This is a genomic window from Chelativorans intermedius, assembly GCF_025398255.1.
GTDB classification, from domain to species: domain Bacteria; phylum Pseudomonadota; class Alphaproteobacteria; order Rhizobiales; family Rhizobiaceae; genus Chelativorans; species Chelativorans intermedius.
Window position 1 is genome coordinate 1 of the sequence record NZ_JAODNW010000056.1, and the last position, 5,695, is coordinate 5,695.

The window sequence follows — 5,695 nt, forward strand, 5'->3', positions numbered from 1 at the left end:
ATCCGGAAGTGAACGGTCTGCACCTTGCCGTCGCGATCGAGATACATGGCGGAGTGATCGGACTTCTTCGGCTTGCCATAGACCCGTTCGGCCTTCTTGGGCAGCTCCGGCTGGCCCCATGTGTTGGCCTCGGTGATGACCCCCTTCTTGGGCAGGTTCCGCGTCATCCACTCCTGCTGAGCACCGAGATAGGCCTCGACGTCGGTGGTGTAGCGGCTGTCCTCGTCGGCGGGCGCGAACAGGTCCTCGACCCAGGAAATGCCGTAGGCCTGAGCGAGCTCGTCGTCGAAACTCGCATCGCGCGCATACATGCGGGTCTTGGAAAGGCCGTTGGCCACGCTCCACCAGGGAACCTGCGGATCGCCCTTGCTGGGCTTGTGCGCCTTCCAGACCTCCTTCTGCTCCTCGAGCGAAGCAGCCGCGATCGTGCGTAGCTGGCTTTCGTTGGGCATGTCGCCCTTGGCCATATGATCGAGCATGGCAGGCAGCACATTGGCGAGCAGCCGCAGCTTTCGGATCTGGCGGACCGAAAGCGCGAGCGCCACGGCGATCGCCTCCTCGGTCCAGCCGATGGCGACGAGGCGCTCGATCGCCCGCCACTGGTCGACCGGATTGAGCCCCTCATGGGCGAGCGTTTCGACGAGCGAACGCATGGCGCCGCCATCCTCGGCGGCCTCTCCGACAATGACCGCGATCTCGTCGAGACCGGCGGCGATCGCCTGTTTGACGCGGCGATGCCCGGCCTGGATGACAAAACCGTTGCCGCCATCGGCCTGAGGCGCCACGACGGGCGGCTGCACGATGCCGACCGCCTTGATCGTTGCGAGCAGCAGCGCATCGGCCTGGGGATTGGATTTCGAGCGGCGGGCCCTGTCGGGGTTTTCGACGAGCGCGCGCGGATCAACGAGCTTGATTTCCATCGGGATGCTCCTTTCGGGGTTTGGGCCCGGCACCACGCCAGTCCCCTTTTTCGTCTTCTTCCCGAAGACATCCCCCGGCCCGCGGAGCGGACGGGCCGGTGCAACTGCGGCCGAGCATCCCTGCCCGGCAGGGCGAGCATGGCTCGTGAGCCATCGCGACGACCGACGGGCCGGGATCGCGAGCGGCGCTGTTGAGGTGGAACCGTCAGCGGCCTGGCCGCTCTGCGAGGGGTACTTCTTCCTCCCCCTCCCCTGTCATGTTTACGGCTCTTGACCGCAGGTCGTCAGAACCGCCGCCGTGGCCGCGGCCTTCTCCATACGCGCCCGCGCTTCCATCGTTTCCCGGACGGGAGCCGGCGGGCCTCCTGCATCGCCGCCACGCGTGCCGCCCGGAATCGTGCCTGAAGGACGCCGACGATCTGCGCCGCGTCCAGAATCTGCGGACGCTCGTGTGCGGCCCGGACGAGACCTCCGCGGCCGAGCGCCACAACGACGCCGTGGCCCTCCGCCCGCCCGGGCAGAAGCCCCCAAAGATAACGCTCGATGGGCGTGGCATCCGGCGCAACGGGTTCCGCACCGGCGAAATCGAAAAAGGCGGGAGCCCGGCAATCGAGCCATTTCGGCGGAAAACACTCTTCCGGGAAGGCGACCGTGTAAATTCCCCTCCAAGGCGTGGGCCGCAGCATTTGCCCACCTGCAGCAAAGCGCGGCGCATCGCGCTTGAGGCGGGTGCCGTCAACCACCCAGATCAGGTTCGGATAGAAGGCCTCGCGCGCGGCGCGTTCGTCGGGCCGCAAATGGGAGTGCTGGAATTCGAGCACCAGTCCGTGCCCGGTCCTGACGTCGGCGATGTGTCGCTCGCCGTCGGCGGCAACATGGACGAACTCCCGCCAACCGGCCGGAAATCGGCTCTTCCATTGGCGATGCCATCGGGTTTCGGGTTCCCACCAGTGATCGCAGGTTCGCCTGCCGCGGTGCGCCCAGTGATGGACCCGCCGGTCGCCGCATTTGGCGACCATGGGCTGTCCGCAGCCCGGGCACAGGGCAGAAAGACCGTGGCTGGCTTCAACCCGTTCGTTGTTGACCAATGCATAGCGCATGTCCGGCTCCATATATATTGACGCGCATCCGCCAGAGAGGCGGGCGCCGATTGTTTGTTTTGGATGGAAGCAAACCGCAGCATGGCCAGTCGGAGCTGGTGCTGTCTTGATTATCTTCGGCGTGACGGGGCAATGCCGGTCGCCGGTTATGATGACGGAATGTCGAAGATGCCAGGCTCCGTCTTCTACTCAGGCATGTTGCAAGATTAGCCGCCGACCGGCTCCGGTCAACTCCGGATGATCGACTATCCTCAGAGAGAGTTCGTCACGCGGCGGCCCGTTCGGACACTGCCGCTGCGTCCGCGAGCTCGGCTTCGGTCTCCGCCAGTTGCCGGCGCTTGTCTTCACCCTCTCCCGCAAAACGACTGGCGCGGTCCTTGAATGCCGCTTTCTATGACGCTATACTGCGTCAGAAACACTGGCAATGAATGAGGCGGCAGGATGAACCTCGCACAATATTCAGATCATGGGATGTTCGCGCCTAACAAGATCGCAACCGTCTTTCGCACGACGAGCGAAGAGATTGCGCGCACGGTCGGCCTTGGCAAGGACGCGATCCAGCGCAAGGATCGGGTGCGCTCGGACAAGACACAGCGCCGCCTGCGCGAAATGGTGGAGATCGTCAATAAGGTCGAACCGCGGTTCGGTTCCGCGCTGATGGCCTACGCCTGGTATCGGTCCGAGCCGTTGCCTGGATTCTCCGGGCAGACGGCCATGCAGCTGGTTCGCGACGGTCGCGCCGAAGAGGTTCTCGATTTTATCGATGCCATCGACGCCGGCGTTCACGCCTGATCGTGGCGCTCACCTATTCCGGAAAGCTCTACCGGGCAATCAATCCGGTCTTCGCGCGCGAACCGATGTCGGGACGCGGCGCGGAACGTTATGGCGGCCGCTTCAATCCGAAAGGTGTGCCGGCCCTTTACACCTCGACATCCGTGATGTCCGCTCTGAGGGAGTCCAATCAAGTGGGCGATCTGCAGCCGACGACGTTGGTCTGTTACCGTGCCGAGATCGAGATGGTCTTCGACGCCTCAGATACGGCAGCGCTTACGGCGGCGGGTCTTGACGAAGCCTCACTGGCAGATCCGACCTGGCGTGACCAGATGAGGGAAACGGGTGAGGCACGCACACAGCGTTTCGCGCGCAACCTGATTGCGGAAGGCTATAACGGCCTGCTCGTTCGCAGTTTCGCGAAGGGAGCCGGTCTTGGTGACATGAATCTGGTGCTCTGGAAGTGGAGCGCGAGCGGCCCGTCCCGCCTGGAGTTGATCGATGATGAGGATCGGTTGGGTTGAGCGCAAACGCGCGTCATGCAGCCTTATCGACGCCCGGCGCGTTGGCGATAACATCGTCGGCCAGATCCTTTTCGATGTCGGCCAATTGCCGGCGCTTGTCTTCAAGCTCTCCCGCAAAGGCGAAGGCACCGCCCTGGTGAGCGCGGTAGGAGGAGAGCCTGCGCTCCGCGTCCGCCAATCGCTGGCGATACCGGAGCCGCTCGTCCTCGAACGCCGTAAGCGCGTGTTCGAGGCGTGAGACCGCGCCAAGCGGTGTCGTCGTGACGGGAAGTTCGATTTCGTGTTCGGCGCCGGTGCGCATGAGCATTGTGGTGTGGCGGTAGCCATCGCCACCGAACCGCTCACCGGAGAATTCGACATCGAAGCCGCCGATCGAGGCGATTGCGGTATCACCCTCCTGCTGAAACTGGATCAGGGTGAGGATCTCCTTCATCAGCGCCCTGCCGGCGGGTTTGCGCTCGGAAAAGGATTTGCCGGCGACCGTCATCGCGAAGGCCTCGCCCGCGGTCGGGAGACGCCGGTCGATGTCCATGCCGATGTCAGCGATGCGGCGGGTCGCGATCTCGATGTCGCGTTCGGCCTCGCGAATCTGACGGCGGACCGCATGCTGATCGTCCATATGGGCGGCGCGCAGACGCTCCAGCCGGGCGATATCGGCTTCGAGCCCGGCCTTCTGCATCAAACGCGGGTCGCCCGACGCAATCGCCTTGGCCATGGCGAACTGGTTGGCCTGGCCTTCGCCCATGTCCTCGAGCCTGCGGATCGAGGTGTCGCCGGAAAGGGCCGCGGCGATGAAGCGGGCCTTGCGCTCATTGTTCTGCCACATGGTGGCGTCGAGCGAGCCTTCCGTCGCATAGGCGAAGATGTCGATCTCGTCATGCTGATTGCCCTGCCGGCCGATGCGACCCTCGCGCTGCTCGATCTGCGAGGGCAGCCACGGCACGTCGAGGTGATGCAGGGCCTTGAGGCGGAGCTGGGCGTTGACGCCGGTGCCCATGGTTTCCGACGAGCCGATCAGGAACCGGACCTTGCCGGCATTGACGTCACCGAACAACCGCTGCTTGGCCTGCGCGCGTCTGTAGTCCTGCATGAAGGCGATCTCCGACGCCGGCACGCCCCTGCGCACAAGCTCATCCCGGATCCAGCGATAGGCAGAGAACCCCCTACTCTTTTCCACGCTTATCGTGCCGAGATCGGAAAAGATCATCTGCGCGGCGCCGGGCAAGTCAAAGCAATCGCCGTCCGGCTTGCGATAGGTGTTCTGTGAGGTTTCCACCCAGATGCGGAAGGCGTTGCCGATCAGGTCGTTGAGCTTGTTGTCGGGCTCGTCTCCATTGTCAGGGTCGACCAGGCGCAGATCGATCGCGGCGTGGCGGCCGTCGGTGATCACCGACAGCAGGATGTCGTCTCCGGGCTGCGCCGGCCCCTCCCGTTCCTCGATCGCCTTGATGCGGGCATCGAGCACGGCCTGGTAGCGCTTGAAAGCGGCGGACGGCCTGGAGGTCCTGATCTGCCGCTTGCCGGTCGAAACCGCCGGCACCTTCACATACTGCCGCAAGTCCTCGGGCAGCACGACGTCCGCAAAGGAGCGGAACATGGCGATGAGCTCGGGCACGTTGACGAAGGTGGCAAAGCGCGTCACCGGCTTGTATTTGCCCGATGGCTGAAGCTCGAGTTCTGTCGTCACATCGCCGAAGGTCGATGCCCAGGCGTCGAACTCATGCAGACCACGCTCTTTCAGCGCCTCGATGCCGAGGAAGCGCTGTACGGAGAACATTTCGCCGAGCGTGTTGGTGATCGGGGTGCCCGACGCTAACACAAGCGCACGGCCGGCGTTCTTCGTTTCAATAAAGCGGGACTTGACGTAAAGGTCCCACGCCCGCTGCGAGCCGTTCGGATCGACCCCCTTCAAGCTCGACATGTTGGTGGCAAAGGAGAGCTTGCGGAACTCCTGGGCCTCGTCGACGATGATCTGGTCGATGCCGAGCTCGGATATGGTCAGAAGATCGTCCTTGCGCGTCGCGAGCGCCTCGAGCCGTTCCTTGAGCCCGTCTTTCAGCCGCTCGAGCCGTTTGCGCGACACGCGGTCGTCCCTCTCGACCTTCGTCAGCAGGTCTTCGTAGAGCTCCAACTCATCGTGGATCATCTGCTGTTCGAAGGCGGACGGAATGGAGATGAAGCGAAACGCGGAATGCGTGATGATGATCGCGTCCCACTTGGCCGAGGCGGCACGGGCAAGGAAGCGATGCCGCTTCTCCTTTGTAAAGTTGGTCTCGTCGGCAACGAGGATGCGGGCGGTCGGGTAGAGCGCCAGGAACTCGCGCGCCGCCTGGGCGAGGCAGTGACCGGGAACTACCAGCATCGCCTTGGCAATCAGCCC

At 64.0% G+C, this 5,695-nt stretch carries 5 protein-coding genes; 2 read left to right on the plus strand and 3 right to left on the minus strand.

The features are described from left to right. On the minus strand, positions 1-920 hold a 920-nt coding region (locus NYR58_RS19985), incomplete at its 3' end, for a ParB N-terminal domain-containing protein (RefSeq protein WP_261522892.1). Positions 921-1,204: 284 nt separating this feature from the next. Then, positions 1,205-2,020, minus strand: coding sequence for a competence protein CoiA (locus NYR58_RS19990; RefSeq protein ID WP_261522893.1), 816 nt, complete (start codon positions 2,018-2,020; stop codon positions 1,205-1,207). Positions 2,021-2,461: 441 nt separating this feature from the next. Here NYR58_RS19990 and NYR58_RS19995 point away from each other — a divergent pair, with 441 nt between their 5' ends. Together NYR58_RS19995 and NYR58_RS20000 are read left to right on the plus strand one after the other, a co-directional pair. Continuing rightward, positions 2,462-2,812 (plus strand): MbcA/ParS/Xre antitoxin family protein, encoded by a 351-nt coding sequence (locus NYR58_RS19995; RefSeq protein ID WP_261522894.1) that lies wholly within the window; start codon positions 2,462-2,464, stop codon positions 2,810-2,812. 2 nt (positions 2,813-2,814) lie between these two features. Beyond that, a complete protein-coding gene (locus NYR58_RS20000) occupies positions 2,815-3,315 on the plus strand; it encodes an RES family NAD+ phosphorylase (protein WP_261522895.1) in 501 nt (166 codons plus the stop codon). Positions 3,316-3,328: 13 nt separating this feature from the next. Here NYR58_RS20000 and NYR58_RS20005 read toward each other — a convergent pair. Further along, on the minus strand, positions 3,329-5,695 hold a 2,367-nt coding region (locus tag NYR58_RS20005; RefSeq protein WP_390880977.1), incomplete at its 5' end, for a helicase-related protein.

Bases quoted from the DNA above. Each gene is read 5' to 3' on its own strand.
- NYR58_RS19990 (WP_261522893.1), bottom strand. From the start codon at position 2,020: ATGCGCTATGCATTGGTCAACAACGAACGGGTTGAAGCCAGCCACGGT.
- NYR58_RS19995 (WP_261522894.1), top strand. From the start codon at position 2,462: ATGAACCTCGCACAATATTCAGATCATGGGATGTTCGCGCCTAACAAG.